The following is a 26,451-nucleotide window of genomic DNA, read 5'->3' as shown; positions in this document are numbered from 1 at the left end:
TTGACCGTGTGATCGACGTCAACGACCTCCGCCTCAATCCCGAGCAGTTCCGAGCATCGCAGCGCGCCCGCAGGGCGGACGAGTCGCTCATCGACGCCGTCCTCGCCGCCGACACCCGGCGCCGGGAGGCCGTCACCTCCTACGAGACCCTCCGTGCGGAGCAGAACGCCTTCGGCAAGAAGGTGGCCCAAGCCAAGGGCGAGGAGAAGCAGGCCCTCCTGGCCGAGGTGAAGGAGCTCGCCGCGGCGGTCAAGACGGCCGCGGCCGGCTCGGAGGAGGCCAAGGCCGAGCAGGAGGCCCTGCTGCGCCGGCTGCCGAACCTCGTGCAGGAGGGTGTTCCCGAGGGTGGCGAGGACGACTACGAGGTCGTGAGGACGGTCGGCACCCCCAGGGATTTCGCCGCGGAGGGATTCGAGCCCCGCGACCACCTCGAGATCGGCGAGCTGATCGGCGCGATCGACATGGAGCGCGGCGCGAAGGTCTCCGGCTCACGCTTCTACTTCCTCAGGGGCGTCGGTGCCCGGCTGGAGCTCGCGCTGCTGCAGATGGCCATGGACCAGGCCATCACGGCGGGCTTCACCCCGATGATCACCCCCACCCTCGTACGCCCCGAGACCATGCAGGGAACCGGCTTCGACATCGCGCACGACGCCGAGATCTACCGGCTCGAGGCGGACGACCTCTACCTCGTGGGCACCTCGGAGGTGGCGCTCGCCGGGTACCACTCGGACGAGATCATCGACCTCTCCGCGGGTCCCGTCCGCTACGCGGGCTGGTCCTCCTGCTACCGCCGCGAAGCCGGCTCGCACGGCAAGGACACCCGCGGCATCATCCGGGTCCACCAGTTCAACAAGGTGGAGATGTTCACGTACACGACCACCGAGGACGCCGCCGCGGAGCACGAGCGACTGCTCGCCTGGGAGGAGGAGATGCTCGCGAAGGTCGAGCTGCCCTACCGCGTCATCGACACCGCCGCGGGCGACCTCGGGATGTCCGCCGCGCGGAAGTTCGACTGCGAGGCCTGGGTCCCCACGCAGGGCGACTACCGGGAGCTGACGTCGACGTCGAACTGCACCACTTTCCAGGCCAGGCGCCTGAACATCCGCGAGCGTCCGGAGGGCGAGGGGCAGAAGGGCACCCGCGCCGTCGCGACCCTCAACGGGACGCTCGCGACGACGCGCTGGATCGTCGCGATCCTCGAGCACCACCAGAACCCGGACGGCTCCGTGACCGTCCCGGCCGCGCTGCGCCCGTACCTCAACGGAATGGAAACCCTCCCGGTATTGTGACCGTCGCCCTACCGGTGCGTCCGCGGAGTCTGGTTGACTGAGGTATGAGTACCCTGAGCAACCTCGGCGGCGTGGACGACCGGCAGGAGAACCGCAAGCACCACCTCGTAGCCCTCGACGTCGACGGCACCCTCGTGGACCACGAGGGCTCCATGACGGAGGAGGTCCGCGACTCGGTACGGGCCGTCGTCGAGGCCGGGCACGACGTCATCATCGCCACGGGCCGGTCCCTCGGCGCCACCCTCCCGGTCATCGGGCTCCTCGGGATCACCCGAGGTCTCGCCGTGTGCTCCAACGGCGGAGTCACCCTGCGGATCGACACCACGCTGCCCGGGGGTTTCGAGATCCTCGAGCGCGTCACCTTCGACCCGAAGCCCGCCCTCACGGCCCTGCGCGAGCGCCTCCCCTCCGCGAAGTACGCGCTCGAGGACGACCGCGGCCGCTTCCTGTCCACGGAGAGCTTCCAGGACGCGAGCTTCGGCTCCGAGGCGCAGAGCGTGGACTTCGAGGAGATGCTCGAGAGCCGTGCCGTGCGCGTCGTCGTCTTCAGCACCGACAGCTCGGCGGAGGAGTTCGGCCACGCGGTGGCAGCCATCGGGCTGCACGGCGTGACCTACTCCGTGGGCTGGACCGCCTGGCTGGACATCGCCGCCTCCGGCGTCACGAAGGCGACCGCGCTGGAGGCCCTCCGGCAGCGCCTCGGGACGGACCGGGCGCTCACGGTCGCGGTCGGCGACGGCCGCAACGACATCGAGATGCTCCAGTGGGCCGGCCGCGGCGTGGCCATGGGACAGGCTCCCCTGGAGGTCCGTGCCGTCGCGTCCGAGGTCACGGGCAGCGTGCTCGACGACGGCGCCGCGAAGGTCCTGCGCTCACTCGTCTGACGCAGCCCGCGGGACTAGTAACCGGCCCCGAGTTCGATGAGCAGGACACCCGCCATGATCAGGCCCAGGCCGAGCACCATCACGCGCGTGAGCGGCTCGCCGAACAGCACGCGCCCGGCCACCGCGGTGAGGGCCACGCCCGCGGCCGCCCAGATGCCGTACGCCACCCCGAGGCCCATGCCCTCCCTGAGCGCGAGGGTCAGGAACGTGAAGGCCAGCAGGTAGCCAGCCACCACGGGCGCGTACCAGGCGCTCCGGCCCTCGGAGGCGACCCGCAGGCTGAGGGTGGCGGCGACCTCCGTGAGGATGGCTCCGACCAGGAAGATCCACATCATGCGCCATCACCCGCCGGGGCAGCGGGAGTCCTCGGAACCGGCGGGTGGGACCCGAGTTCCACGCACAGGACCCCGGCGATCACCAGGGCGATGCCCGCGAGCATGGTCGGCGTGAAGGTCTCCCCGAACAGCGCCGCGGAGAGCAGTGCCGTGGCCGCGACCCCCATGGCCGCCCAGACCCCGTAGGCCACGCCCAGCGCCATCCCGCGGCGGAGCACGGCCGCGAGCAGGACGAAGGCCGTGACGTACCCGATGACGACCACGACGAAGAACGCGGGCCGCTCGAGGGCGGCCTTGAGGGACAGGGACGCCGTCACCTCGCTCACGATCGCCCCGGCCAGCAGGATCCACCTCATGGGCGTCCGTCCTCCGTATGTCCTGCGGGCCGGCCGGTGCCGGTCGGTGCCGGTCGGTGCCGGTTGGTGGGTCCTCATTCAGTACGCGAGGCTCGCCGTGGGGAGCGACGCCGGTCCGTGCGTGAGATCCAGCAGGCGGGCGGCGGCCGGCCGCGTGGCCCACTCCTCCATCCAGTGCGAGCGCACGACGGCGCGGCTCACGGCCTGCGTGGTGATGCCGAGTTCCTGTGCGACGTACTTCTGCTGTCCGCGCGCGCCCGGCGTCATGAGGTCGAGCACCGCCCATTCGGCGTCGGTGCGCGTGGAGACGATCTGCCCCAGCAGCCGGAGGACGGCCTCCGCCTCGGCGGCGATCCCGCCGTCCGGCCCCTCGACCGCGAGGGGGATCCGCTCACCGGTCCTGCGTGCCCGGTCGACGGCCCGTCGGGCGTAGACCAGTCCGTAGCCCTCGGCGTCGACGATCCGCTCGGGGACCGGGGGAGTGAGGCCGCCGACGCCGATCCCCACGTGCCAGCGCCGCTGGCGGACGGCCCGCAGTGCGGCGTCGACCGCCGTCGTGGCCGAGTCCACCACGCCCTGCACCTCGTCGCCCACCGAACGCTGGAACGGGACCGCGGCGGGCAGGTAGCGCAGCGCCCGCAGCAGGTCACCCGTGAGATCACCCACCTCGCGCGAGTCACGCTGGTTGATGGTCAGGACATAGTGCATGGGTCAAGTATCGTCGCGGATCCGGTGTATCGGGCGATGCGCGGCGCTTCAGCGCGCCCGGCGAGACCTCGGGGGTGATGCCCGCGGCCGCCGATCGTGCAGGAGCCCCCGCAGGTCCAAGGACCTGCGGGGGCTCCTGTCCGGTGCGCCCGATGTTCTCCGATGCCGGTACTAGCGGCCCTCGGGTGTCTGCGTCGCATTGTCCGCCTCGACCTCGACGGACCGGCCCTGCGGCTCGTCCTGCGCGCTGCCCTCACCGATGGCCTGGAAGCGCTTGAGGGACGCCTCGACCTCGGCCTCGGCCTCCTCCCGGCCGGCCCAGTCGGCGGCCTCCACCCACTTGCCCGGTTCGAGGTCCTTGTACTTGGTGAAGAAGTGCTTGATCTCGTCCAGCAGGAAGTCGGAGACGTCCGACAGCTCCCTGATGTGGTCGAAGCGGGCATCCACCGGTACGCAGAGGACCTTCGCGTCGCCGCCGCCGTCATCGGTCATGTTGAACACGCCGATGGGGCGGGACTCCACGAGGACGCCCGGGATCAGGTCGAAATCCTGGAGCAGCACCAGCGCGTCCAGCGGGTCGCCGTCCTCGCCGAGGGTGTTCTCGAAGTAGCCGTAGTGCGTGGGGTACTGCATGGACGTGAACAGGACCCGGTCCAGGCGGAGTCGGTGGGTGTCGTGATCGATCTCGTACTTGACGCGCGAGCCCTTCGGGATCTCGATGGTGACGTCGAGCTTCATGGCAACTCCTGGGGTAGGTCGGGGGTGACAGGGGCCGCGCCCTTTCGGAGAAGGGGCTCCGCGCCGGTCTACTGTTAATCGTCAGCCCTAACATATCGGTCGGCCGCCGGTACCCGAACATTTCCCCAAGGTTTCGGTGCTGCCCGCGAACGCTTGAGAAAGGACACCCTGTGCGCCCGCTCCGCCTGCTGACGGGTCTCCTCCTCGTCCTGGTCATGGCGGCGCTCGCGGTACCCCTGGCCACGCACCTCGTACCGGCCGTCCTCGCCGCCGTCGATCCGCCCCCTCCGGTCGAGCCTCCCGTCATTCCCGCGCTGCAGATCCCGCCCACCGCGGTGGCCGTGCCCGACGTCGTTCCTCCCCTGCCGCCGACGGCGCCCGCACCGGACCCTGCGGTGCTCGGTGCGCAGCTCGACGCCGCCCTGCAGCTGGCGGGTCCGGGAAGCTTCGCCGGGACCGTCGTCGACTCCTCCACCGGCACCGTCCTCTACGCGCGGGACGCCGGGCGCGTACAGCCCCCGGCCTCCAACATCAAACTGTTCACCGCCGTCGCCGCCCTGACGTTCGGGCAGCCCGGGAGGACGCTGACGACGTCGGTGCTCGCCTCGGACACCAGGGCCGGTGCCCTCTACCTCCACGGCGGCGGGGACGTCCTCCTCGGTTCCGGGGCCTCCGATCCGGGCTCCGTCGTGGGCCGTGCCGGCCTCGGCACCCTTGCCGCTGATGCAGCCGCCGCCCTGCCCCACGGCTCCGGACCGTACTCCGTGCAGCTCGATGATTCCCTGTTCGAGGGAGCCACCCTGAACCCCACGTGGGCCGCGGGCGACATCGAGGCCGGGGAGATCGCCCCGCTGCACGCGCTCGCCGTCAACTCGGCCTGGCTTGAGGAGGGACACTCCGGCGGGCCGCGTTCGCAGGACGCGGCGCTCGATGCGGCCCGCATCTTCACGGCGGCGCTCGTCGGCGCGGCCGCGGAGCGTGGTATCGAGGTCAGCCCCGACGTGCAGCGGTCCACGGCACCGGAGGATGCCGAACCGATCGCGGCCGTCGAGTCGGCACCGCTCGAGGGCCAGGTGCGCCGCATGCTGGAGATCTCCGACAACTACCTGGCCGAGGCACTGGCGCGTATCGCAGCCCTCGACAGCGGACGCCCGGCGTCCTTCGGGGGAGCCACCGAGGCCCTCACCGCCGCGGCCGCCCGGCTGGGCGTCCCCCAGGAGGGGCTCCTCGTCGGGGACGCGGCGGGGCTGTCCGTGCGCAACGCCGTCTCGCCCGAGCAGCTCGCGGTGCTGCTCCGCGGCACCACCACGTCCGACGAGCAGGGGCTCGCCGCCGTCGCGGAATCCCTGCCCGTCGCCGGCGCGACAGGCACCCTCGCGACGCGCTTCACCGCCGACGACGGCCCGGCCCGGCCAGGAGCGGGAGTGGTGCGTGCGAAGACCGGGACGCTGAACGCCGTCACGGGTCTGTCCGGGCACGTGGTCACTGCCGACGGCCGCCTGCTCGTGTTCTCCTTCCTCGCCCTGGGCCTCGAGGGCAATACCGTCGAGGCACGCGGGGCGGCGGACGGCGCCGCCGCCGTCCTCGCAGGATGCGGCTGCCGCTAGCCGTCCTGTCGGGGACGAGCACACTCCAGGCGGCCGCGGGCCCTCCGGCACCTGGGAGCCGCCGTCAGCGGGATGTGATCGAATAGGCGCATGTCCAGGAACGAGTCCGCAACACCCCGCCCGCAGCTGGTCAACTGGGACGTCGCGGCCTCGACCGCCGCATCCCTGACTCCCGCCGGACCCACCATGAAGCCGGCCGACATCGCCCGCGCCGTGCAGAACATGCGCGAGCTCGCCGATGCCTCGGTGGGCCACGTCCACGCCATCTCCCGGCTCGACGCCGCACGCGACCTCCGCGACTCCGAACTGCTGATCGTCGACCGCGCGTCGTGGTCCAAGGCCAACTCGCAGAGCTTCCGCACCCTCATGGAACCCGCGCTGGACCAGCTCGCGTCGTCGCGCCCCGAGGCCCTGAAGTCCGCGTCCCTCGTGCTCGGCGGGGCCGTCACCGGCGCCCAGCTCGGCGCCATCCTCGCGTTCCTCTCCAGCAAGGTGCTGGGCCAGTACGACCCGTTCGTGCCCTCCCGCAACGGGCAGGGCGGCCGGCTGATGCTGGTGGCGCCGAACATCATCTCGGTCGAACGGGAACTCAACGTCGATCCGTCCGACTTCCGGCTCTGGGTCTGCCTCCACGAGCAGACGCACCGCGTGCAATTCGCAGCCGCGCCCTGGCTGAAGGACCACATGACCGGCCACATCGGGGAACTGACCTCGGGACTCATCGACAAGGCCGATTCGCTCTCGGACCGCCTCGGCGCTGCCGTGAAGAACATCACCGCGGGCAGGGCACGCGCACGCGGCGAAGGTACGGCGGCGGACGTCCCCGCGCAGGAGATGGGCGTGCTGTCGATCCTCCAGGACCCGGACGACAAGGCCCGCCTCTCCCACCTCACCGCTGTCATGAGCCTCCTCGAGGGGCACGCGAACGTGGTGATGGACGGCGTCGACGGAAGCATCGTGCCGTCGGTCAAGACCATCCGCCGCCGCTTCAACGCCCGCGGCAAGTCCCGCGGCCCGCTCGAGAAGGTCATCCGGCAGCTCATGGGCCTCGACGCGAAGATGCGCCAGTACAGCGACGGCTCCAAGTTCGTGCGGAGGGTGGTCAGCCAGACCGGCATGGAGGGCTTCAACGCCGTGTGGGAATCGGCGTCGCACCTGCCCACCGAGCGCGAGATCCACGCACCCGACGAATGGATCGACAGGATGAGCCTGCGCCGTGGGTAGGCGCCCCCGCCTGCTCCCGGCCGTCGGTGCTGCCCGCAACCTGGTCACGGCCGCCCTCGAAGGGATCCTCGCGGAGCCGACGCCCCGCCGGGGCTCCGGTGCGCCGGGGGAGGATGCGGCGGACCCCGCGCCCGCGCGGGACCTGCCCCTCGTCCTCGTCGCCTGCAGCGGAGGGCCCGACTCGCTGGCGCTCGCCGCCGTGGCCGTGCACCTCGCTCACGTCGGACGCTGCCGGGTCGGCGCCGTCGTCGTCGACCACGGACTCCAGCCGGGCAGTGCCGCGACGGCGGAGCAGGCCGCCGCCGCCGCACGCGGCCTGGGCCTCGATCCCGTGGAGGTGCACCGCGTCACCGTGGACGGTCGACGCATGGGCCCGGAGGCAGCGGCCCGGAGTGCCCGCTACGCTGCACTCGACGCCGCCGCGGCGCGCCTCGGTGCTGCCGCCGTCCTGCTCGGGCACACGCTCGACGACCAGGCGGAGCAGGTGCTGCTGGGCCTGGCCCGCGGCTCCGGCACCCGGTCCCTCGCCGGGATGCCCGCCCGCCGCGGCCTCTACCTCCGCCCGCTCCTCGAACTCCGCCGCGCCGACACCGAGGCGATCTGCGCCTTCTACGGCCTCGATCCCTGGCACGACCCCGCCAATCTCGACCCCGCTTTCGCCCGCTCCCGGGTACGCGGCGAGGTGCTGCCGTTCCTCGAGGACCGGCTCGGCCCGGGGATCGCCCAGGCACTCGCGCGGACCGCCCGCATCCTCGGACAGGACGCCGACCACCTCGAACAACTGAGCGCCGAAGCGTACGCCGCGCTGCGGATCCCGGGCGACGACGGCGCCGTGCTCCTGCCGGAGGACGGCCTGCGGGGACTGCCCGCGGCGCTGAGGCAGCGTGTCCTCGCGCTCGCCGCCCTCGAGCTCGGCGCGTTCCAGCCGAGCTTCGAGCGCCTGCGCGCCGCGGAGGCACTGCTGGAGCGGAAGGGGTCCGCCGGACCGGTGCAGCTGGGCGGGAAGGTGAGCGTCCACCGCCAGGTGCGGGGGCGCACGGTTCTCCGGGGGCAAGCAAGCTATGGCAATCTTGTCCTTACTAGCAATGGCAGCAACGACGGCCCCGGTGTGATGCACTCGCGCCGTGAACCCCAGGAGTAATCGGTGGATTCCAACGACGTCCAGTCAGATCTCAAGCACGTCCTCTACACCAAGGAGGAGATCCAGCAGCGGATCAACGAGCTGGCACAGCAGATCGATGCCGACTACCAGGGCCGGGACATCCTCCTCGTGGGCGTCCTCAAGGGCGCGGTGATGGTCATGGCGGACCTCGCACGCGCGCTGCACTCCCACATCACGATGGACTGGATGGCCGTCTCGTCCTACGGGTCGGGCACGCAGTCCTCCGGAGTGGTGAGGATCCTCAAGGACCTCGAGACGGATCTCATGGGCAAGCACGTCCTGATCGCCGAGGACATCATCGACTCCGGGCTCACGCTGTCCTGGCTCAAGGCGAACCTCCTGTCCAGGGGCCCGGCCTCCGTCGAGATCTGCACGCTCCTGCGCAAGCCGGACGCCGCGAAGGTGGACATCGACGTCAAGTACGTGGGCTACGACATCCCCAACGAGTTCGTGGTCGGCTACGGTCTCGACTTCGCGGAGAAGTACCGCAACCTCGACTTCATCGGCACCCTGGCACCGCACGTCTACGAATAGGACAACCTCCGCTGCATGCGGGCAGTACGCCAAGAGGGAACTATCGGCCAGATCCACGCGTGGGGAATCTGGGACGGTGTATATGTTGAGGTGTTCATCCAGCACCCGCACGGCACTGCGCCGGCACACTTTTACTTGCATCAGCAGGAGGGACAGGGCTTGCTGCCCTGAGACGAATGAAATTCAAGAACATCTTCAAGGGGCCCATCTTCTGGATCGTCCTGGCGGTCGTGGCGCTCCTGCTGGTCCTCCCGAATCTTTTCGGGACCGGTAGCTCCCGCGTCGACACCAACGTCGGGCTCCAGCTCCTCGAAGATGACCAGGTCTCGCAGGCCAAGATCTACGACGGCGAGCAGCGCGTGGACCTCACCCTGCGCGAGGACTACGAGGACAAGGGCAAGAGCGTCCAGTTCTTCTACAGCTCCGCGCGCGCCGAGGGCGTCGTCGACGCCATCAACGCCTCGGACACGGACGGCTTCACAGACCAGCCCGCCGAGAGCAACTGGCTGCTGAGCCTCGCCGGGCTGATCTTCCCGATCCTGATCCTCGGCCTCATCTTCTGGTTCCTCCTCAGCCGCATGCAGGGCGGCGGCTCCAAGGTCATGCAGTTCGGCAAGTCCAAGGCCAAGCTCATCTCCAAGGACATGCCCCAGGTGACCTTCAACGACGTCGCCGGTGCCGACGAGGCCGTGGAGGAGCTCCTGGAGATCAAGGAGTTCCTGCAGGAACCCGCGAAGTTCCAGGCCCTCGGTGCCAAGATCCCGAAGGGCGTGCTCCTGTACGGGCCTCCCGGTACCGGTAAGACCCTCCTCGCGCGTGCCGTCGCCGGCGAGGCCGGCGTCCCCTTCTACTCCATCTCGGGCTCCGACTTCGTCGAGATGTTCGTCGGCGTCGGAGCGTCCCGCGTCCGCGACCTCTTCGAGCAGGCAAAGAACAACTCGCCCGCCATCATCTTCGTGGACGAGATCGACGCCGTCGGACGCCACCGCGGCGCCGGCGTGGGCGGCGGCAACGACGAGCGCGAGCAGACCCTCAACCAGCTCCTGGTCGAGATGGACGGCTTCGACGCCACCACCAACGTGATCCTCATCGCGGCCACGAACCGTCCTGACGTCCTCGACCCGGCACTCCTGCGCCCGGGCCGCTTCGACCGGCAGATCGGTGTCGAGGCGCCGGACATGAGGGGCCGCGAACACATCCTCAGCGTGCATGCCAAGGGCAAGCCGATGGCGTCCGGTGTGGACCTCAAGGGTGTCGCGAAGAAGACCCCGGGCTTCACCGGCGCGGACCTCGCGAACGTCCTCAACGAGGCCGCGCTGCTCACCGCCCGCTCCAACGCCCAGCTGATCGACGACCGCGCCCTCGACGAGGCGATCGACCGCGTCATCGCCGGCCCGCAGAAGCGCAGCCGCGTGATGAAGGAACTCGAGCGGAAGATCACCGCCTACCACGAGGGCGGCCACGCCCTGGTGGCCGCGGCGCTGCGCAACACGGACCCGGTGACCAAGGTGACCATCCTGCCGCGCGGACGCGCCCTCGGCTACACCATGGTCATGCCGAGCGACGACAAGTACTCGGTGACGAGGAACGAACTGCTCGACCAGCTCGCGTACGCCATGGGCGGCAGGGTGGCCGAGGAGATCGTCTTCCACGACCCGTCCACGGGTGCCTCGAACGACATCGAGAAGGCCACCGGGACCGCCCGCAAGATGGTCACCCAGTACGGCATGAGCGAGCGCATCGGCGCCGTGAAGCTCGGCCAGGGCGCCGGCGAACCGTTCCTCGGTCGCGACATGGGCAGCGACCGCGACTACTCCGACCAGATCGCCCTCGTGGTGGACGAGGAGGTGCGCCGCCTGATCGACAACGCGCACGACGAGGCGTACCAGATCCTCACGGAGAACCGCGATGTGCTCGACCACATCGCCCTCGAACTGCTCGAGCGCGAGACGCTCAACCAGGCCGAGATCGCCGAGATCTTCTCCGCCGTCCGGCAGCGGGAGCTGCGCGAGGTGTGGCTGTCCAAGCAGACCCGCCCCGTGCATTCCCTGCCGCCCGTCACTTCCGCCAAGGAGCGCGCGGAGGCCCTCGAGAGCGGTCGTCCCGCACCCGAGTCCGTGGCACCGCAGGACCAGATCGCCGACGCGAACATGCCGGGCGACTTCGACGTCAAGGACTCCGAACTCCCCTCACCCGCCTCGAACGAGGGCGCCCGGGAGACCCGGGACAGCTAGACAGCACGACGCCGGCGGCCATGGGGCCGCGGCGGTGCCGATGAAGGGGGAGATGACCCGTGACAGATTTCGACGACGAAGTGGTTGATGCGGCCCTGGTCGCCACCGGATCGCCCGTCGACCAGCTCCGCATCCAGCGGGCGGTCCGGGAGATCCTGGCGGCGATCGGTGAGGATCCCGACCGGGACGGCCTGCTCGAGACCCCGAAGCGGGTCGCCAAGGCGTACGCGGAGATGTTCGCCGGCCTCCACCAGGATGCCGCGGAAGTCCTCTCGACCTCCTTCGACCTGGACCACCAGGAGCTCGTGCTCGTGAAGGACATCCCGTTCTACTCGACCTGCGAGCACCACCTCGTGCCCTTTCACGGGGCCGCGCACGTCGGCTACATCCCCTCGGTGGACGGCCGTGTGACAGGCCTGAGCAAGCTGGCGCGGCTCGTGGAGGTCTATGCCCGCCGGCCGCAGATCCAGGAACGGCTGACGACGCAGATCGTCGATGCGATGATGGAACACCTGAAGCCCAAGGGCGCGATCGTCGTGATCGAGTGCGAGCACATGTGCATGTCGATGCGCGGGGTACGGAAGCCCGGCGCGAAGACCGTCACGTCCGCCGTCCGCGGCCAGATCCGCGAGACAGCGACGCGCGCCGAGGCCATGAGCCTCATACTCGGAAGGTAGGACCACCCTGATGGATTCTCTCGCAGCAGCGCCCGGGACGGGACCGGCCACGTCGCCGCTCCCGGTCATCCGGCCGGTCCGCAGGGCCAGGACGGTGAGCGACCTGCCCGTTGACCGCACCGTCGTCATGGGGATCCTCAACGTCACTCCGGACTCCTTCAGCGACGGCGGCAGGTACGCCGGCACGGACGACGCGATCAGCCACGGCCTGCGGATGCACTACGGCGGTGCGGACATCATCGACGTCGGCGGCGAGTCCACACGGCCCAACGCCCGCGAGGTACCCGTCGAGGAGGAACTGGCCCGGGTGCTGCCCGTCGTCGCGGCGCTCGTCAAGGCCGGCGCCCTCGTCAGCATCGACACCATGCACGCCGAGACGGCCCGACAGGCCCTCGACGCGGGTGCCGCCATCATCAACGACATCTCCGGCGCCGAACTCGACCCGGCGATGCCCGCCCTGGTCGCCGAGCGCGGCGTCCCGTACGTCCTCACCCACCGCCGGGGTACCGCGGCCACCATGGACGGCCTGGCGGAGTACGACGACGTCGTCGCGGAGGTGGCCGCCGAGCTCGCCGCGTTGCGCGACCGCCTCCTCGAGGCCGGTGTCGCAGCGGAGCGGATCATCCTCGATCCGGGACTGGGCTTCGCCAAGACCGACGAGCACAACTGGGCCCTCCTCCGTCACCTGGACACCTTCACCGGCATGGGGCACCGCGTGCTGGTCGGCGCGTCCCGCAAGCGCTTCCTGGGCACACTGCTGACCTCCGCCGGGAAGGCCGCCACACCGGACGAGCGCGGACACGCCTCGCTCGCCGTCGCCACCCTCGCCGCCGCCGCGGGCGCCTGGGGCGTGCGCGTCCACGACCCGGCCGCGACGCTCGACGCCGTCAAGGTCGCCGCCGCCGCCGGTCCGCGCCCGTGACGGTCCAGGCCGCCCCAGCCCGCCCCGGCTCTCCCTCCGGAGACCTCGACACCGTGGTGCTGAAGGGTATCGCCGCCACCGGCTACCACGGCGTCTTCGACCACGAGCGCCGCGACGGGCAGCCCTTCGTCGTCGACGTCGTCCTGCACCTGGACCTGCAGCCCGCCGGGACGAGCGACGATCTGACGCGGACCGCCCACTACGGCGAGGTCGCCGGACTCGTGCACGGGATCATCGAGGGCGAGCCGTTCGACCTCATCGAGGCCCTCGCGGAGACCATCGCGGCGTCCGTCCTCCGGTCCTTCCCGGTCGCGGCCGTCGACGTCACCGTCCACAAGCCGCAGGCGCCCATCGAGGTGCCGTTCGGTGACGTGGCCGTCACCCTGCGCAGGAGCCGGGCATGAGCGGCACCATCCGGTCCGTGCTCGCCCTCGGCAGCAATCTCGGCACCAGCAACGACACGCTGGTCCGCGCGGTCGCGGACCTCGTGGAGTCGGACCGCGTGCGCCTGCACGCCGTCTCGCCCGTGGTGTGGACCAAGCCCGTGGGCGGACCCGAGCAGCCCGACTACCTGAACATGGTCATCGAGGTGGAGACGGATCTTGGTCCGTACGAGCTCCTCGAGCACTGCCAGGCCGTGGAGGAACGGCACCACCGCACGCGCACGGTGCGCTGGGGGCCGCGGACCCTCGACGTCGACATCATCACCTACGGGTCGTGGACATCGGACGACGAGACGCTGACCGTCCCGCACCCGCGTGCGGCGTCGCGCGCGTTCGTCCTGCAGCCCTGGGCGTGGATGGACTCCGGGGCCGTGCTGAACGGCCGGCCGGTGGCGGAACTCGCTGCGGAAGCCGAGGACCTTGCGGGCCTGGTGCCCTTCGAGGGAGTCTAGGACGCTGTGAGCACACTTCGGTTCCGCTGGCTGGCCCTGGTGGGGCTGGTGGCCGGCTTCACCGGGTGGCTGGTCAACTGGCTGGCGACGCGGAACGGCTTCGGCACGCCCACCCTGCCCCTGACGTCGCTCGTCACGACGGCGGTCATCATCGGGATCACCCTCGTGTTCGGTCGGCGCGTGCTCCGCTGGCGCAACGGCGATCACGACCGCCCGCTCGACCCGATCCTCGCCACGCGCACGCTCGTCCTCGCGCAGGCGTGCGCCTATGCCGGAGCACTGAGTCTCGGCTGGCACGCGGGCATCTTCGTGGATCAGGTGGCGCTTCTCTCGGTACGCTCCACCACGGCACCCCTCTGGGGGTCGGCCGCCCTGATGGCGGGCGGGATCATCATGATTATGGTGGGATTGGTTGTCGAGGACTTCTGCCGGCTGCCGCCCGACGACGACGGCTCGGGCGCCGCGGGCTCCAGCGAGGGGGAGTATGCGTAGGGAACCGATCGATCCGTCCGGGCTCGAGTGGTCCAGGGTGTCGCCGAAGTACCTGCGCGTGAGGGTGATCGGGTGGCTCATCGGGTCGCTGGTCTGGCTCGTCCTGGCGAGCATCCCCCTGGCCCTGCGCCTCACGGGGATCTGGGACTCCTTCCCGCCCCTCTGGATCGCCTGGGGGTTGCCCGCCGCCGTGCTGGTCACGGCCGTCTGGCGCGGTGTCCTGCTGCCGCGACAGGTCGCGGCGATCGGCTACGCGGAGCGCGACGACGACCTCCTGGTGCGCCAGGGCCTCTTCTTCCAGCGCACGCTGGTGGTGCCGTACGGCCGCATGCAGTACGTCGACGTCGCCGTCGGCCCTCTGGAGCGTGCCTACGGGATCTGCACGCTCAAGCTGCACACCGCGGCGCCCGCCACCAACGCCCTCATCCCCGGGCTGCCGGCCGAGGAGGGTTCGCGCCTGCGCGAGCAGCTCTCCGCGCGGGGAGAAGCCAGGCTGGCGGGGCTGTGATCCCCGAGGGCGGATCCTCCGGGGCGCTGCCGGCGCCCCCCGACGGTGCGGGCGGCACCGTCGGCACGGGCTGCGCGAAGGGCGCCGGCGACGACGCCTGGCAGCGCGTCCACGTGATCTCGCCGCTCGTGCGGGGCTGGATCGTGCTCGTCGCCATCCTCTACTTCGTGGGGCGGGACTGGTTCGAGGGAATGTTCTCCGCCGAGACGCGCGGGCGTGGCCCCCTCCCCGAGGGTGTCGGCGTCCTGCTCGCCGGCGGGGTGCTGCTCGCCGTCGTCCTCCTCGTCGCCGGCGCCTTCCTCGTCTCCTGGTACTTCACGCGCTACCAGGTGACCGCCGACCACGTGCGTGTGCACTCCGGCGTCGTGTTCCGCCAGCAGCGCCAGGCGCGGCTGGACAGGGTGCAGGCGATCGATATCGTCCAGCCGTTCCTCGCCCGGATCTTCGGCCTGGCCGAACTCAAGTTCGAGGTGGCCGACGCCGGCGAGTCCGCCGTCCGGCTCGCCTTCCTGAAGCTCGACGACGCCCAGAAGCTCCGCGCCACGATCCTCGCGCGGGCCGCAGGCGTGTCCGCGGACCCCGACCACCCCGAGCAGGTCGCCGAGGCGCCCGAGCGCGAGGTGGTGGCGATCCCGCCCGGCCGCGTGATCGGCGCGGCCGTCCTGTCCGGGATGACCGTAGCGCTGGTGGCGGCGGCCGCCGTGATCGTCACCCTCGGCGTCGTGTTCGACACGCCGTTCATCGCGACGTCCTTCATCCCCATCCTCATCGGCGTGATCGGCGGCTACTGGTCCGCCCTCAACACCGGCTACAACTTCCGGGCCGCCACCTCCCCGGACGGCATCCGGATACGCTACGGCCTGCTCGACACGAGGGCGCAGACCGTCCCCCCGGGCCGGGTACAGGCGCTCGGCATCGTGCAGCCGCCGCTCTGGCGCTTCAAGGGCTGGTACCGGATCACCGTGAACGTGGCGGGGTACGGCGCCTCGGCCTCCAGCGAGGGCCAGGCCCGCGCCACCCTGCTGCCGGTCGGCACCAGGGACGAGGTGCTGCAGATCCTGGCACTGGTCCTGCCCGACCCCGGGACGGAGCGCCCCGTGGAGGTCTTCACCGCGGGCGTGGTGGGCAGGGACGGCGGCGAGGGGTTCGTGACCACGCCGCGCCGCGCCCGGTGGCTCGCACCGCTCGCATGGCGCCGCAACGGCTTCGCCGTCACGCGGACGGCGCTGCTCCTGCGCTCCGGCGTGCTGTGGCGCCAGCTCGTCGTCGTGCCGCACGAGTGCACCCAGTCGATCTCCCTCCACCAGGGGCCAGTGAGCCGACGCGTCGGCGTCTCCGACCTGCAGCTCCAGACCACCCCCGGCCCGGTCAACGCCCGCGCGGTCCTCGCCGACTCCGCCACCGCCTGGCAGCTCTTCCACGGCCAGGCGGCGCGCGCCGCGGAGGCGCGGCGGCGCAGCGGCCCCGAGCAGTGGATGAAGCCCGTCCCCGCGGCCGCCGTTCGGGCCGGCGGTCCCGACAGCGTTCCGGACAGCGTTCCGGACAGCGCTCCGGACAGCGCTCCGGCCAGCGCCCCGGACGATGTCCGGCAGGGCGCCACGATCCCTGCCGCGCTCGCCGCGCCGCCGGCCGACAGCGAGGCCGGCACCGGCGCGCCCGATGACGCCGAGGCCCCCGCCCACCGCGCCGGACACGCCTCCAGCGCCGTCGGCCCCGATCCGACCGACCGGACCGGCCCCACCGGGACCCCCGGAGCCCTCGGGACAGCCGCCGGGGCCGCCGCCGGGCCCGCCGCGGAGCAGGTGCGCGGGGTCATGCCCGACGTGCCGCGTTACGTCCCGGCACCCTCGGAACGTGAGGTGTCCGCCGATGGCCCGCAATGATGCGTCGAGGCGCCCCGGACGGCTCGGCGTCGGCGTGGTGGGTGCCGGCAGGGTCGGCGCCGTCCTGGGTGCTGCCCTGCGGTCGGCCGGCCACGCCGTCGTCGGCGTCTCCGCGGTCTCCGACGCGAGCCGGGAGCGCGCCGAGAACCTGCTGCCCGGGGTCCCGGTGCTGGAGGTCCCCGACGTCATCGAGCGCGCCGAACTGGTGCTGCTCACCGTGCCCGACGACGCCCTGCCAGAGCTGGTGGAGGGACTCGCGCGGCTGGGTGCATGGCAGGCGGGGCAGCTCGTGGTGCACACCTCCGGCCGGTACGGCACCTCCGTGCTCGGCCCGGCCCGTGCGGCGGGCGCCATCCCCCTGGCCATCCACCCGGCCATGACCTTCACGGGGCTGAGCCTCGACCTCGGGCGCCTGCCGGACAGCATGTTCGGCATCACCGCCCCCGCCGCGGTCCTGCCCATCGCGCAGGCGCTCGTGGTGGAGATGGGCGCCGAGCCCGTGGTCATCGAGGAGGAGTCCCGGGCGCTGTACCACGCGGCCCTCGCCCACGCCTCGAACCACCTCGTCACGATCGCCGCCCAGTCCGCGCAGCTCCTGGCCGACGTCGGGGTGCAGCACCCCGACCGCCTGCTCGGTCCGCTCATGAAGGCGTCGCTCGAGAACGCGCTGTCCTCCGGCGAGAGCGCCCTGACCGGCCCCGTGGCCCGCGGTGACGCCGGGACCGTCCGCGCACACCGGGCGGCGCTGGAATCCCACGACGCCCCCGACACCCGGCAGGCGTACCTCGCCATGGCACGCGTCACGGCCCTGCGCGCCCTCGAGCGCGGCATCCTCTCGCCCGCGCAGGGACAGGCCATCCTCGCCGTGCTCGCCGACACCGTCGCCGACGAACCCCCCGGGGGGCCGGACGCCCCGCGTCCCTGACACCTCCGGGCCCTCTCCGGACCACCCCGCCCGCCCGAACTCCGCCGCAACCCCGCCAGACCGCCTCCGTCCCGGAAGGACCTCCCGTGACCTCGACCGGCACCCCACGCCCGGCCACCCCGCTCCTCGTCTCCACGCCCGCCGACCTGCGGGCCGCGACCACGGCCCTGCTCGACGACGCCCGGCCCCCGCGTGGCGCAGTGGCCCGCCGACCGTCGCTCGGTCTCGTGCCCACCATGGGCGGCCTGCACGAGGGCCACGCGGCGCTCGCCCGCACCGCCCGCGAGGCCAACGACGTGGTCGTCGTGTCCGTCTTCGTGAACCCTCTGCAGTTCGGCGACCAGGCGGACCTCGACCGCTACCCGCGCACGCTCGACGACGACATGCGGCTGCTCGCCGGGTGCGGCACCGACGTCGTCTTCGCCCCGTCCGTGGAGGACATGTACCCCGGGGGAGAGCCGCTGGTCCGCGTGAGCGCCGGCCGGATGGGGGCGGTGCTCGAGGGGGCATCCCGGCCCGGCCACTTCGACGGCATGCTCACCGTCGTCGCCAAGCTCCTCAACCTCGGACTGCCCGGCACCGGGGCCGACTACCGCGCCTACTTCGGCGAGAAGGACGCCCAGCAGCTCGCGCTGATCCGGCGCATGGTGCTCGACCTGAACGTGCCCGTCCGCATCGAGGGCGTGCCCATCGTGCGGGACGCCGACGGGCTGGCCCTCTCCAGCCGCAACCGCTTCCTCGCCGCGGACGAGCGCCGCGCGGCGCTGGTGCTCTCGCGCGTGCTCGGGACCCTCCGTGCCGATGCGCGCGACGGCGCACCCCTGGACCTCCCGGCGGCCCGCGCCGAGATCCTGGCCGAGCGCGGAGTGGACCTCGACTACCTCGAGATCGTCGACCCGTCGTCGTTCGCGCCGGCCGGTCACGACGACGCGCGGACCGCTCCGGCCCTCGCGGTCGTCGCCGCGCGGGTGGGCGCCGTGCGCCTCATCGACAACGCCTTCCTGCCCCCTGTGGCCTGACGCACACCGTGCACCCACCGCGGGCCCGGCGGGGAGCCGTAAACTTGTCTTCCGTGACCCCTGACGACACCCTCTCCCCGGACGACCTCAACGAGCAGATGCGCTTCCGCCTGCAGAAGCGCGCGGCCCTCCTCGACGCCGGGATGGAGCCCTACCCGGTCAAGCCGGAGCGGACCCACTCGCTCGCCGCGGTGCGGGAGCAGTTCGCCGACCTCTCCACGGGCGAGTCGAGCGGCCACCAGGTGGCCGTCGTGGGCCGTGTGGTGTTCATCCGCAACTCGGGCAAACTGTGCTTCGCCACGCTGCAGGAGGGCGACGGCACGCGCCTGCAGGTCATGCTCAGCCTCGCCGAGATCGGCGAGGACGGCCTCGCCGGGTGGAAGTCCCTCGTGGACCTCGGCGACCACGTCCAGGTGCGCGGCGAGGTCATCAGCTCCCGCCGGGGCGAGCTGTCCGTGATGGCGGCCTCCTGGACCATGGCGTCCAAGGCTCTCCGCCCCCTGCCCACGCTGCACACCGGCGTGAACGAGGAGACGCGCGTCCGCCAGCGCTATGTCGACCTGATGGTGCGTGAGGAGGCCCGCCAGATGGTCCGTACCCGCGCCGCCATCACCCGGACACTCCGGGAGACGCTGAACCGCCGCGATTACATCGAGGTGGAGACCCCCGTCCTCCAGCTCGTCCACGGCGGCGCGACGGCCCGCCCGTTCGAGACGCACCTGAACGCGTTCGACCAGAAGATGACCCTGCGGATCGCGCTCGAGCTGTACCTGAAGCGCGCCGTGGTCGGAGGGATCGACCGCGTCTACGAGATCGGCCGGATCTTCCGCAACGAGGGCGTCGACTCCACGCACAGCCCCGAGTTCACGATGCTCGAGTGCTACGAGGCCTACGCCGACCAGTTCGTGATGGCCGAGCGCATGAAGGAGATGATCCTCGCCTGCGCGGATCTCCTCGGCTCCCGCACCATCGAGACCGCCAAGGGCACCATCGACCTCGACGGCGACTGGGCCTGGCTCGCGGTGTACCCGGGGCTGTCCTCGGCCGTGGGGCAGGAGATCACGCCGGAGACGGGGGTGGAGGAGCTGCGGGCCGTCGCCGAACGGCACGAGGTGCCGCTGAACCCGGCCTGGGGCGCGGAGAAGATGGTCCTGGAGCTGTTCTCCGAGATCGTCGAGCCCACCCTCCTGCAGCCGACCTTCGTCTACGACTACCCGCCGTCCGCCCAGCCACTGGCACGGCCCCACCGGGAGGACCCGCGCCTCATCGAGGCGTGGGACCTCATCATCGGCGGCATGGAACGTGGCACCGCGTTCTCCGAACTCGTCGATCCGGTCATCCAGCGCGAGCGTCTGACGGAGCAGTCGCGCCAGGCGGCCGCCGGTGACGACGAGGCGATGCAGCTCGACGAGGATTTCCTCCGGGCCCTCGAATACGGTGCTCCGCCCATGGGCGGCATCGGGCTCGGAATCGACCGCCTCGTGATGCTTTTCACGAACGCCGGAATTCGCGAGTCGATACTCTTCCCCATTCTCAAGCCCGAGGCGGGTCAGTAGCCGTGGAATACGTGGCAGTGCTCCTGCCGTCCTTCTGCCTGGCCGTCCTCTTCTACTTTGTGATCAAGGCCATATTCAACGCGGACCGCGCGGAACGCGAGGCCATGGCGCGGGCGGAGGAATTGCAGGACGCCGAGGACGCGCGCCGGCGTGCATCATCGGACGAGGAAAAAGGAAATCCGGAAATAAACCCGGGGTGAAATCCTTTTTGACCTCGATTCAATTGTGGCCCATAATTATCCGGGGACACCGATATCGAGGAACAAATAGGAGATCATTGTGGCGCAGAAGGTAAAGATAGTCCTCATCGACGACATCGACGGCGGCGAAGCCGATGAGACCGTGCGCTTCGGCCTGGACGGCGTGCAGTACGAGATCGACCTCTCCGGAACGCACGCCGCGGAACTCCGCGCCGCCCTCGGTGACTACGTGGGTGCCGCGCGCCGCAGCAACTCCTCGAAGCAGCGCTCGGGCGCCTCGGGTGCAGCAGCGCCCTCGCGCAACCAGGAGGCGGCGCAGATCCGCGAGTGGGCCAGGGAGAACGGCTACGACGTCTCCTCCCGCGGGCGGGTCAACAGCGAGATCGTCGAGGCGTACCGCGCCGCCCAGCGCTGACCATCCCCACCGGGCGCCGGAGCGGAAGCCCCTCCGGCGTTATCTCGCCTGTGGCGAACACGCGCCCAAAGCACACCCCGGCCCCGTAGCATCGAATTACGCGTTAGCTAGGAGTGTGTTCCTCATGTTCGAGAGATTTACTGATCGTGCCCGTCGTGTTGTTGTGCTGGCCCAGGAAGAGGCCCGCATGCTCAACCACAATTACATCGGCACCGAGCACATCCTGCTTGGCCTCATCCACGAGGGCGAGGGTGTAGCCGCCAAGGCCCTGGAGTCGCTCAGCATCTCGCTGGGCGCCGTGCGGGAGCAGGTCCAGGAGATCATCGGGCAGGGCCAGCAGGCCCCGTCCGGTCACATCCCCTTCACCCCCCGGGCCAAGAAGGTACTGGAGCTCTCCCTCCGGGAGGCCCTCCAGCTCGGCCACAACTACATCGGCACCGAGCACATCCTGCTCGGTCTCATCCGCGAGGGTGAGGGTGTCGCAGCGCAGGTGCTCGTGAAGCTCGGAGCGGACCTCAACCGTGTCCGTCAGCAGGTCATCCAGCTGCTGTCCGGCTACCAGGGCAAGGAGCCTGCAGCAGCCGGCGGCCCGCAGCAGGAGGGGACCCCTGCCGGTTCCGTCGTGCTGGACCAGTTCGGCCGCAACCTCACGCAGGCGGCGCGCGAGTCCAAGCTCGATCCCGTCATCGGGCGCGAGCAGGAGATGGAACGCGTCATGCAGGTCCTCTCCCGCCGGACCAAGAACAACCCCGTCCTCATCGGTGAGCCGGGCGTCGGCAAGACCGCCGTCGTCGAGGGCCTCGCCCAGGCGATCGTGCGCGGCGACGTCCCGGAGACCATCAAGGACAAGCAGCTGTACACGCTGGACCTCGGATCCCTGGTGGCCGGTTCGCGCTACCGCGGTGACTTCGAGGAGCGGCTGAAGAAGGTCCTCAAGGAGATCCGCACCCGCGGCGACATCATCCTGTTCATCGACGAGATCCACACCCTCGTCGGAGCGGGTGCCGCCGAGGGCGCCATCGACGCCGCGTCGATCCTGAAGCCCATGCTCGCGCGTGGCGAGCTCCAGACCATCGGTGCCACCACGCTCGACGAGTACCGCAAGCACATCGAGAAGGACGCCGCCCTCGAGCGCCGCTTCCAGCCCATCCAGGTCGCCGAGCCCTCCGTGGCCCACGCGATCGAGATCCTCAAGGGCCTGCGCGACCGCTATGAGGCACACCACCGCGTCTCCATCACCGACGGCGCCCTGTCCAGCGCTGCGACCCTGGCCGAGCGCTACATCTCGGACCGGTTCCTGCCGGACAAGGCGATCGACCTCATCGACGAGGCGGGAGCGCGCCTGCGCATCCGCCGGATGACCGCCCCGCCGGAGCTGAAGGAGATCGACGAGCGCATCGCCGACGTCAAGCGCGAGAAGGAGTCGGCCATCGACTCCCAGGACTTCGAGGGTGCCGCATCGCTGCGCGACAAGGAGCAGAAGCTCCATGACGAGCGCAACGACAAGGAGCGCCGCTGGAAGTCCGGCGGACTCGACGACATCGCCGAGGTGGATGAGGAACTCATCGCCGAGGTGCTCGCCAACTCCACCGGTATCCCCGTGTTCAAGCTGACCGAAGCCGAATCCTCGCGACTGCTCAACATGGAGGCCGAGCTGCACAAGCGGGTCATCGGGCAGAACGAGGCGATCAAGGCCATCTCCCAGGCCATCCGCCGCACGCGTGCCGGCCTCAAGGACCCGAAGCGCCCGGGTGGCTCGTTCATCTTCGCCGGACCCACGGGCGTCGGCAAGACCGAGCTCGCCAAGGCCCTCGCGGAGTTCCTGTTCGGTGAGGAGGACGCCCTCATCACGCTGGACATGTCCGAGTACTCCGAGAAGCACACCGTCTCGCGGCTCTTCGGTGCCCCTCCGGGCTACGTGGGCTACGAGGAGGGCGGTCAGCTGACCGAGAAGGTCCGCCGCAAGCCGTTCTCCGTGGTCCTGTTCGACGAGGTGGAGAAGGCGCACGCCGACCTGTTCAACTCGCTCCTGCAGATCCTCGAGGACGGGCGCCTCACGGACAGCCAGGGCCGCATGGTGGACTTCAAGAACACGGTGATCATCATGACCACCAACCTCGGTACCCGCGACATCTCGAAGGGCGTCATGACGGGCTTCCAGTCCGGCTCCGACACCACGACGAGCTACAACCGGATGAAGGCGAAGGTCACGGAGGAGCTCAAGCAGCACTTCCGCCCCGAGTTCCTCAACCGCGTCGACGACACCGTCGTGTTCCCGCAGCTCACCCAGGACGAGATCGTCGAGATCGTGGACCTGTTCCTCGAGCGCCTGAGTCGCCGCATGGCGGACAAGGGCATGACGATCCAGCTCACCCCCGCGGCCAAGGTCCTCCTGGCCACCCGCGGTTACGACCCCGCGATGGGTGCGCGGCCGCTGCGCCGCACCATCCAGCGCGAGATCGAGGACCAGCTGTCGGAGAAGATCCTCTTCGGCGAACTGAAGTCGGGCGAGCGCGTGGACGTGGACGTCGAGGGCGAGGGCGTGGATGCACGCTTCACCTTCGTCGGCCACGGAGCGCCCAAGGAACTCGAGGACGCACCGGCCGCGCTCGAGGCCGTCCTCCCCGAGTAGCACCGGTCCGGCACCGGTCAACGGAAGAACCCGCCCTGCACACCAGGGCGGGTTCTTCCGTTAACAGGCGTCTCCAGCAGGGATTCGGTGCCCGCAGCAACAAGATTCCTCCCGTAGTGAATCTCTGTGATCCGCCCCACAGGCGGTGATAGAGATGACGCATGACCACTCCCTTCTCCTCGCTCGAGGACTTCGTCGCCCTACCACGCCTCAGCGGACTCGTCCTCAACAGGGAGGGCACACGCCTGGTGACCGCCGTGGCCACCCTGGACCAGAAGAAGACCGCGTACCGGACGGCGCTCTGGGAGGTGGACCCGGCGGGTGAGCGGCCCGCCCGGCGCCTGACCCGCAGCGCGGCCGGTGAGTCGGGAGCCGCGTTCCTCGCCGGCGGAGACCTGCTCTTCACCTCGGCGCGGCCCGACCCGGACGACGCCGAGGGCGAGAAGCGCGCGGCGCTGTGGCGGCTGCCGGCCACCGGCGGCGAGGCATCCCTGCTTCTCACGCGCGAAGGCGGCGTGGCAGGCGTCGCGACGGCGGACGCGGCCGACGTCGTCGTCGTCACCGGCAACGCGCTCACCGGCTCCGCGAGCGAGGAGGACGACGCCGAGCGGCGCAAGGCACGCGCGGAGTCCGGAGTCGCCGCGATCCTCCATTCCGGGTATCCCGTCCGCTACTGGGACGCCGACCTCGGCCCGGACGAGCCCCGGTACTTCACGCTGCAGGACCCGGCCGGGGACGGCGACCACCCGCTCGAGGACCTCGTCCCGTCGCCCCGGGGCGGGCTCCGGGACGCCCACCCCGTGCTGACCCCCGACGGATCGGCCCTCTTCACCGCCCTCACCGTCCCCGAGGACCACGGATCCCAGCGGACGGTCCTCGTCCGCGTGGACCTGGCGACGAAGGACCTCGCCGTCCTGCTCGACGACCGCGAGAACGACTACTCGCCGGGACCCGTGAGCCCCGACGGCCGCTTCCTCGCCGTGGTCAGGAACCGCCGCACCACCGCCGACCTCGCGCCGCGTACCAGCCTGCTCCTGCTCCCGCTCGACGGCGGCGACCCCACCCCCCTGGCCGAGGACTGGGACCGGTGGCCCGACCCCGCGGCGTGGCTGCCCGACGGTTCCGCGCTCGTGGTCACGGCGGACGACGACGGCGGCGCGCCGGTGTTCGTGATCGACGTCGGGACCGGGTCCGTGCGCCGCGTCACGCAGGACGCCGCCGCGTACTCCGACGTCAGCGTGGCGCCGGACGGGGCGACCGCCTACGCCGTCCGCAGCTCCTACCTGTTCCCCGCCGAGGTGGTCCGCATCGATCTCTCCTCCGGCGCCACCGTGCGCCTCGCGAACCCCGCGGAGCGCCCCGAGGTGCCGGGCACGCTGGAACGCGTCGAGTCGGTGGGCGAGGACGGACAGCCGGTGAGGTCCTGGCTCGTCCTGCCAGAGGGCGCATCCGCCGAGGCTCCCGCCCCGGCGCTGCTGTGGATCCACGGCGGACCCATCGGCTCCTGGAACGCGTGGACGTGGCGCTGGTCGCCGTGGATCATGGCGGCCCGCGGCTACGCCGTGCTGCTGCCCGATCCCGCGCTGTCCACGGGCTACGGCCAGCACATGGTGGACCGCGGGTGGGGCCGGTGGGGCAGTGCCCCCTACACCGACCTCATGGCCGCGGCCGACACCCTCGTGGCGCGCGACGACATCGACGCGACGCGTGTGGCGGCGATGGGCGGTAGCTTCGGCGGGTACATGGCGAACTGGATCGCCGGCCACACGGACCGCTTCTCCGCGATCGTGACCCATGCGAGCCTATGGGCGCTGGACCAGTTCGCTCCCACGACGGACGCGGCCTACTACTGGCAGCGGGAGATGACGCCCGAGGCGATGCGCGAGAACTCGCCGCACCTGCACGTGGCGGAGATCGGCACGCCCATGCTCGTCATCCACGGCGACAAGGACTACCGGGTGCCGATCGGAGAGGGGCTGCGCCTGTGGTACGAACTGCTGTCCGCCTCCAAGCTCGCGGCTGACGACGAGGGCCGCACACCGCACCGATTCCTCTACTTCCCTGACGAGAACCACTGGATCCTCAAGCCCCAGCACGCGCGCATCTGGTACGGCGTGGTCGAGGCGTTCCTCGCCTCGCACGTCCTCGGGGAGGAACGCGGGCTGCCCCCCGAACTGGGGCTGTAGGCAGGCCGGTCGGACCGGCTCGGTAGAGTGGAACGGGTGACTGCACCCTTCACCATCCGCCGCGCCCGCACCTCCGATGTGCCCGCCATCAAGGCGCTCGTCGAGCCGCTCGCCCAGGAGCGCATCCTGATGGCCAAGGAGACGGTGGCCTACTACGAGGGCCTGCCCGAGTTCCGCATCGCGGAAGCCGACGGCGGGGAGGTGCTCGGCTGCGGGGCGCTGCACATCATGTGGGAGGACCTCGCGGAGGTGCGCACCCTCGCCACGTCCCCCGTTGCCCGGGGACGCGGCGTGGGACATGCGCTCGTCGAGGAACTGCTCGAGGAAGCCCGCGGCTTCGGGGTCAGCCGCGTGTTCTGCCTGACCTTCGAGGTGGACTTCTTCCGCCGCCACGGCTTCGAGGTCATGGCGGACCAGTCCGCCGTCGATCCGCGGATCTACTCGGAACTCCTGCGATCCCACGACGAGGGTGTCGCGGAGTTCCTCGACCTGGCCCGGGTCAAGCCCAACACCCTCGGCAACACGCGGATGATCAGGGAACTCTGAGCGGGACGACTGGCTTCCTCCGGACCAGGGGGGATAAGGTAAGACTGCTTAGCATTCCCGTCGGGATGCGGGCACGCCACCGGATCCGGTGGCCGTACACCGAGCTGAAGGAGGTCCGACTCATGGGACTGGATGACAAGATCGGGAACAAGGGCGAAGGCCTGGGCGGCAAGGTCAAGGAAGGCCTCGGCAAGGCGAGCGGAGACGAGAGCCTCGAGGCCGAGGGCCACAAGGACCAGGCGACCTCGAAACTGAAGGACGCCGGCGAGAACGTCAAGGACGCGTTCAAGGGCCACTGACCCGCCCCGGCCGCACCTTTCGATCGAGCGGCCAGGCCACCTGAGGGAGGCGCCCGTGACGGGCCCCTCCCTCAGGCGTTCAACGGGCTCCGGAGGGGTCCGCCCGGGCGGTCCCCGCCTATAGGCAGGCGCAGGAACGGGCGGTAGTGTTCCGAGTGGCCGACGTGGTCCATGGAAGGCGGGCTGCAGTCTGTCAAACCGTCCGTTCGCAGTCTTCGCAGTCAA

The 26,451-nt window shown here is 70.8% G+C and carries 27 protein-coding genes; 23 read left to right on the top strand and 4 right to left on the bottom strand.

The annotated features are described in order from the left end of the window. The first annotated feature begins 8 nt into the window (after nucleotides 1-8). Nucleotides 9-1,289, top strand: a complete 1,281-nt coding sequence (gene serS, locus AC4D2O_RS02220; protein ID WP_490904959.1) for a serine--tRNA ligase — start codon at nucleotides 9-11, stop codon at nucleotides 1,287-1,289. Nucleotides 1,290-1,333: 44 nt separating this feature from the next. Further along, nucleotides 1,334-2,173, top strand: coding sequence for an HAD family hydrolase (locus AC4D2O_RS02215; RefSeq protein WP_490904958.1), 840 nt, complete (start codon nucleotides 1,334-1,336; stop codon nucleotides 2,171-2,173). Between the two features lie 14 nt (nucleotides 2,174-2,187). Here the strand turns inward: AC4D2O_RS02215 and AC4D2O_RS02210 are convergent, their stop codons facing one another. The 4 genes from AC4D2O_RS02210 to AC4D2O_RS02195 form a co-directional block, all read right to left on the bottom strand. Continuing rightward, nucleotides 2,188-2,508 carry a DMT family transporter gene (locus AC4D2O_RS02210; RefSeq protein WP_490904957.1) on the bottom strand — a complete coding sequence of 107 codons (321 nt, stop codon included), beginning with the start codon at nucleotides 2,506-2,508 and terminating at the stop codon, nucleotides 2,188-2,190. After that, nucleotides 2,505-2,864, bottom strand: coding sequence for a DMT family transporter (locus AC4D2O_RS02205; protein ID WP_490904956.1), 360 nt, complete (start codon nucleotides 2,862-2,864; stop codon nucleotides 2,505-2,507). Before AC4D2O_RS02205 ends, AC4D2O_RS02210 begins: the two co-directional genes overlap by 4 nt. 78 nt (nucleotides 2,865-2,942) lie before the next feature. Next, the gene (locus AC4D2O_RS02200) at nucleotides 2,943-3,572 is read right to left on the bottom strand and encodes a hypothetical protein (protein ID WP_490904955.1); all 630 of its coding nucleotides are present in this window, start codon (nucleotides 3,570-3,572) and stop codon (nucleotides 2,943-2,945) included. Nucleotides 3,573-3,743: 171 nt separating this feature from the next. Further along, on the bottom strand, nucleotides 3,744-4,310 hold the full coding sequence (locus AC4D2O_RS02195) for an inorganic diphosphatase (RefSeq protein ID WP_490904954.1): 567 nt from the start codon (nucleotides 4,308-4,310) through the stop codon (nucleotides 3,744-3,746). 170 nt (nucleotides 4,311-4,480) lie between these two features. Between AC4D2O_RS02195 and dacB the strand changes: the two genes are divergently transcribed. From dacB to AC4D2O_RS02090, 21 genes are all read left to right on the top strand, one after another. After that, nucleotides 4,481-5,917: a D-alanyl-D-alanine carboxypeptidase/D-alanyl-D-alanine endopeptidase gene (gene dacB, locus AC4D2O_RS02190; RefSeq protein WP_490904953.1), complete on the top strand. Its 1,437-nt coding sequence runs from the start codon at nucleotides 4,481-4,483 to the stop codon at nucleotides 5,915-5,917. 90 nt (nucleotides 5,918-6,007) lie between these two features. Next, entirely contained in the window at nucleotides 6,008-7,141 is a 1,134-nt protein-coding gene (locus AC4D2O_RS02185) for a zinc-dependent metalloprotease (protein ID WP_490904952.1), read from the top strand. Further along, nucleotides 7,134-8,282, top strand: a complete 1,149-nt coding sequence (gene tilS, locus AC4D2O_RS02180; RefSeq protein WP_490904951.1) for a tRNA lysidine(34) synthetase TilS — start codon at nucleotides 7,134-7,136, stop codon at nucleotides 8,280-8,282. Before AC4D2O_RS02185 ends, tilS begins: the two co-directional genes overlap by 8 nt. Nucleotides 8,283-8,285: 3 nt before the next feature. Continuing rightward, on the top strand, nucleotides 8,286-8,837 hold the full coding sequence (hpt, locus tag AC4D2O_RS02175; RefSeq protein ID WP_490904950.1) for a hypoxanthine phosphoribosyltransferase: 552 nt from the start codon (nucleotides 8,286-8,288) through the stop codon (nucleotides 8,835-8,837). Nucleotides 8,838-9,013: 176 nt separating this feature from the next. Then, nucleotides 9,014-11,071 carry an ATP-dependent zinc metalloprotease FtsH gene (gene ftsH / locus AC4D2O_RS02170; protein ID WP_490904949.1) on the top strand — a complete coding sequence of 686 codons (2,058 nt, stop codon included), beginning with the start codon at nucleotides 9,014-9,016 and terminating at the stop codon, nucleotides 11,069-11,071. A gap of 59 nt (nucleotides 11,072-11,130) precedes the next feature. Further along, the gene (gene folE / locus AC4D2O_RS02165; protein ID WP_490904948.1) at nucleotides 11,131-11,748 is read left to right on the top strand and encodes a GTP cyclohydrolase I FolE; all 618 of its coding nucleotides are present in this window, start codon (nucleotides 11,131-11,133) and stop codon (nucleotides 11,746-11,748) included. A 10-nt stretch (nucleotides 11,749-11,758) separates the two neighbouring features. Next, the gene (folP, locus tag AC4D2O_RS02160) at nucleotides 11,759-12,670 is read left to right on the top strand and encodes a dihydropteroate synthase (protein ID WP_490904947.1); all 912 of its coding nucleotides are present in this window, start codon (nucleotides 11,759-11,761) and stop codon (nucleotides 12,668-12,670) included. Then, nucleotides 12,667-13,074 (top strand): dihydroneopterin aldolase, encoded by a 408-nt coding sequence (folB, locus tag AC4D2O_RS02155; RefSeq protein ID WP_490904946.1) that lies wholly within the window; start codon nucleotides 12,667-12,669, stop codon nucleotides 13,072-13,074. The genes folP and folB overlap by 4 nt, the downstream gene beginning before the upstream one ends. Beyond that, on the top strand, nucleotides 13,071-13,565 hold the full coding sequence (gene folK, locus AC4D2O_RS02150) for a 2-amino-4-hydroxy-6-hydroxymethyldihydropteridine diphosphokinase (RefSeq protein WP_490904945.1): 495 nt from the start codon (nucleotides 13,071-13,073) through the stop codon (nucleotides 13,563-13,565). Before folB ends, folK begins: the two co-directional genes overlap by 4 nt. Nucleotides 13,566-13,571: 6 nt before the next feature. Beyond that, entirely contained in the window at nucleotides 13,572-14,057 is a 486-nt protein-coding gene (locus AC4D2O_RS02145) for a DUF3180 domain-containing protein (protein ID WP_490904944.1), read from the top strand. Next, the gene (locus AC4D2O_RS02140) at nucleotides 14,050-14,565 is read left to right on the top strand and encodes a PH domain-containing protein (RefSeq protein ID WP_490904943.1); all 516 of its coding nucleotides are present in this window, start codon (nucleotides 14,050-14,052) and stop codon (nucleotides 14,563-14,565) included. The genes AC4D2O_RS02145 and AC4D2O_RS02140 overlap by 8 nt, the downstream gene beginning before the upstream one ends. Continuing rightward, nucleotides 14,562-16,448: a PH domain-containing protein gene (locus tag AC4D2O_RS02135; protein ID WP_490904942.1), complete on the top strand. Its 1,887-nt coding sequence runs from the start codon at nucleotides 14,562-14,564 to the stop codon at nucleotides 16,446-16,448. The genes AC4D2O_RS02140 and AC4D2O_RS02135 overlap by 4 nt, the downstream gene beginning before the upstream one ends. Beyond that, the gene (locus AC4D2O_RS02130; RefSeq protein WP_490904941.1) at nucleotides 16,435-17,373 is read left to right on the top strand and encodes a Rossmann-like and DUF2520 domain-containing protein; all 939 of its coding nucleotides are present in this window, start codon (nucleotides 16,435-16,437) and stop codon (nucleotides 17,371-17,373) included. The genes AC4D2O_RS02135 and AC4D2O_RS02130 overlap by 14 nt, the downstream gene beginning before the upstream one ends. Before the next feature lie 86 nt (nucleotides 17,374-17,459). Beyond that, the gene (panC, locus tag AC4D2O_RS02125; protein ID WP_490904940.1) at nucleotides 17,460-18,392 is read left to right on the top strand and encodes a pantoate--beta-alanine ligase; all 933 of its coding nucleotides are present in this window, start codon (nucleotides 17,460-17,462) and stop codon (nucleotides 18,390-18,392) included. Between the two features lie 53 nt (nucleotides 18,393-18,445). Then, nucleotides 18,446-19,948 carry a lysine--tRNA ligase gene (gene lysS / locus AC4D2O_RS02120; protein ID WP_490904939.1) on the top strand — a complete coding sequence of 501 codons (1,503 nt, stop codon included), beginning with the start codon at nucleotides 18,446-18,448 and terminating at the stop codon, nucleotides 19,946-19,948. A 2-nt stretch (nucleotides 19,949-19,950) separates the two neighbouring features. Further along, nucleotides 19,951-20,148: a hypothetical protein gene (locus AC4D2O_RS02115; protein WP_490904938.1), complete on the top strand. Its 198-nt coding sequence runs from the start codon at nucleotides 19,951-19,953 to the stop codon at nucleotides 20,146-20,148. A gap of 79 nt (nucleotides 20,149-20,227) precedes the next feature. Continuing rightward, on the top strand, nucleotides 20,228-20,563 hold the full coding sequence (locus AC4D2O_RS02110; protein WP_490904937.1) for a histone-like nucleoid-structuring protein Lsr2: 336 nt from the start codon (nucleotides 20,228-20,230) through the stop codon (nucleotides 20,561-20,563). 124 nt (nucleotides 20,564-20,687) lie between these two features. After that, nucleotides 20,688-23,195, top strand: coding sequence for an ATP-dependent Clp protease ATP-binding subunit (locus tag AC4D2O_RS02105; protein ID WP_490904936.1), 2,508 nt, complete (start codon nucleotides 20,688-20,690; stop codon nucleotides 23,193-23,195). Nucleotides 23,196-23,356: 161 nt separating this feature from the next. After that, nucleotides 23,357-25,381 carry a S9 family peptidase gene (locus AC4D2O_RS02100; RefSeq protein ID WP_490904935.1) on the top strand — a complete coding sequence of 675 codons (2,025 nt, stop codon included), beginning with the start codon at nucleotides 23,357-23,359 and terminating at the stop codon, nucleotides 25,379-25,381. A 36-nt stretch (nucleotides 25,382-25,417) separates the two neighbouring features. After that, nucleotides 25,418-25,927 (top strand): amino-acid N-acetyltransferase, encoded by a 510-nt coding sequence (locus AC4D2O_RS02095; protein ID WP_490904934.1) that lies wholly within the window; start codon nucleotides 25,418-25,420, stop codon nucleotides 25,925-25,927. A gap of 122 nt (nucleotides 25,928-26,049) precedes the next feature. Continuing rightward, nucleotides 26,050-26,226, top strand: a complete 177-nt coding sequence (locus AC4D2O_RS02090; RefSeq protein WP_490904933.1) for a CsbD family protein — start codon at nucleotides 26,050-26,052, stop codon at nucleotides 26,224-26,226. The last annotated feature ends 225 nt before the right edge of the window (nucleotides 26,227-26,451 follow it).

This window comes from Arthrobacter sp. TJ-238 (genome assembly GCF_058269215.1).
The sequence above is the reverse complement of the archived record's forward strand: the minus strand, read 5'-3'. Positions and strand labels throughout refer to the sequence as shown.

Coding starts and splice junctions, on each gene's coding strand:
- ftsH (WP_490904949.1), top strand. CDS start 9,014: ATGAAATTCAAGAACATCTTCAAGGGGCCCATCTTCTGGATCGTCCTG.
- folP (WP_490904947.1), top strand. CDS start 11,759: ATGGATTCTCTCGCAGCAGCGCCCGGGACGGGACCGGCCACGTCGCCG.
- AC4D2O_RS02140 (WP_490904943.1), top strand. CDS start 14,050: ATGCGTAGGGAACCGATCGATCCGTCCGGGCTCGAGTGGTCCAGGGTG.
- AC4D2O_RS02205 (WP_490904956.1), bottom strand. CDS start 2,864: ATGAGGTGGATCCTGCTGGCCGGGGCGATCGTGAGCGAGGTGACGGCG.
- folK (WP_490904945.1), top strand. CDS start 13,071: ATGAGCGGCACCATCCGGTCCGTGCTCGCCCTCGGCAGCAATCTCGGC.
- AC4D2O_RS02100 (WP_490904935.1), top strand. CDS start 23,357: ATGACCACTCCCTTCTCCTCGCTCGAGGACTTCGTCGCCCTACCACGC.
- AC4D2O_RS02200 (WP_490904955.1), bottom strand. CDS start 3,572: ATGCACTATGTCCTGACCATCAACCAGCGTGACTCGCGCGAGGTGGGT.
- AC4D2O_RS02215 (WP_490904958.1), top strand. CDS start 1,334: ATGAGTACCCTGAGCAACCTCGGCGGCGTGGACGACCGGCAGGAGAAC.
- AC4D2O_RS02105 (WP_490904936.1), top strand. CDS start 20,688: ATGTTCGAGAGATTTACTGATCGTGCCCGTCGTGTTGTTGTGCTGGCC.
- AC4D2O_RS02195 (WP_490904954.1), bottom strand. CDS start 4,310: ATGAAGCTCGACGTCACCATCGAGATCCCGAAGGGCTCGCGCGTCAAG.
- AC4D2O_RS02090 (WP_490904933.1), top strand. CDS start 26,050: ATGGGACTGGATGACAAGATCGGGAACAAGGGCGAAGGCCTGGGCGGC.
- AC4D2O_RS02185 (WP_490904952.1), top strand. CDS start 6,008: ATGTCCAGGAACGAGTCCGCAACACCCCGCCCGCAGCTGGTCAACTGG.
- AC4D2O_RS02130 (WP_490904941.1), top strand. CDS start 16,435: ATGGCCCGCAATGATGCGTCGAGGCGCCCCGGACGGCTCGGCGTCGGC.
- AC4D2O_RS02210 (WP_490904957.1), bottom strand. CDS start 2,508: ATGATGTGGATCTTCCTGGTCGGAGCCATCCTCACGGAGGTCGCCGCC.